The organism is Lysinibacillus sp. NPDC047702 (assembly GCF_050272555.1).
In the GTDB taxonomy this organism is placed as follows: Bacteria; Bacillota; Bacilli; order Bacillales_A; family Planococcaceae; genus Lysinibacillus.
In genome coordinates, this window is sequence record NZ_JBNNMG010000142.1 from 1 (window position 1) to 1,595 (window position 1,595).

2 protein-coding genes are annotated in these 1,595 nt (G+C 37.2%); both read right to left on the minus strand.

Translation table 11 applies throughout. The annotated features are described in order from the left end of the window. Window positions 1-280: 280 nt before the first annotated feature. On the minus strand, window positions 281-1,192 hold the full coding sequence (locus ACQKIM_RS28075; protein ID WP_427550247.1) for a DnaD domain protein: 912 nt from the start codon (window positions 1,190-1,192) through the stop codon (window positions 281-283). A 184-nt stretch (window positions 1,193-1,376) separates the two neighbouring features. Continuing rightward, window positions 1,377-1,595 (minus strand): hypothetical protein (locus ACQKIM_RS28080; protein ID WP_427550249.1); only part of this gene is annotated, 219 nt, incomplete at its 5' end.

Consider the following 1,595-nt stretch of genomic DNA (forward strand, 5'->3'; position numbering starts at 1 on the left):
AAACCTATAACTGCAATATAATCACCAGGCAAAAACTCAATTTTTTTGATGGTTGTAATACGTGCTGAGCTTTCCTCAAAATCGATTTTTTCACCTACTTGAACAGTTCGAGGTTTTGTAACGATGCGGAATGGTACGGATTTAACGGGAGCCACTACTCATTCCCCCTTTTTAGTTATCGCTTTTAGCAAAGCCCTGTCAGTAAGCTTGTCCACCGATTGACCTTTAGCTTGTAGCGCCTTAATTAAATGATTGCGGATTTTTTGATGTCTGCTCATAGTCATTTCGCCTTTCCTAACATAGCTAGTATTTTCTGTCGTTCTGCTTCAAAGTCCATAACTGGTGTTGTGGACTCTTCTGTGGTTGTTGAAGTTTGATTGATGTCATCATTTCTATTTTCAAACCAATCAGGTATTGGCTCTTTACGTCCATTTTGTTTATTCGAATAAGAGCTCTGGTTTCTTTTTCTTTGTTCAAATGCTTGCTCTGATCTTAATACGTCTTGCAAAGTGGTAAATCTTTGATGCTGCCAATTTAACAAAATACGCTCGGTATATTTAACTGTTACGGCATTAGCAAATGATGTTCGTTTTATTGCTTCTAAGATTAAATCCTTAGGATACTCATAAGCCCAGTATTCCAGTGTCTGAATTTCAATCGGGGAAAGTGTATGTTTTACATTCTCTTGGAAGAAGGATGTTATTTCGAATGCGACAGCATCTTTATCTATATCATCTGTATAATTTGTATTATTAATTAATGTATTATTACCCTTCGCCTTTCCCGAAGGGGGGGCTTCGACATTCCGAACACCACCTTCGGGATTCCGAATACCTGTTTCGATTTTCCGAATACCCTCTTCGGTTTCTCGAATGGGTCTACCTGTAAAGATTTCATGCATTTTATTTACACGAAGAATACGTGTTTCTACTTGTTTTGTACCTGGTTTATAGGTTACTAAGATTTCGATTAAGCCTTTCTTCCTCAGTTCATTGATAATTTCAGAACATCTGCTTGTACTTAATTGAAAAAAGTTTGCAAAATGTTTATTTGAGGCAAAACAACCATGTTCGTTATCTAAGCTATCAATCTCTACTAAAAACACTTTTTCTTGTAAAGTAAGCTCTTTTGTAAGCCAAATATTAGAGGGAATCCAAATACCCTTGAAGTCTCTTTGATTGTTTCCTGACACGTCTTCCCCTCCTATAAAAATCCGTCTAGGCGTTCACAAACAGCAAAACTACCACTTACTTTGATGATTTTATAATTTGGATAGCGTTGCATGTATGTAAGCACCAGACGCTTAATTTCAGCTTTATTCCCCTTCGCCTGCTCAAAAATCCATTGAGGCAATAACACTCTATGTGGTACATAATTCATTGTGCTACTTGCATTTTGATAGCACGCAAATACTGAATTAAGCTATCCGCTTCTTTTGTTGTTAAAATATCCGAATTCTTATCAGGAATTTTACATTTCTGCATGGCACCGTTATAAGCGGTATTAGGATCTGAGCCATAAGCTGCAGCGACTTCACTCAACAATCTTGCTATTTCGTTAAACTGTTCCTGAGTCCTTAGACCGTTGTTGTTAGG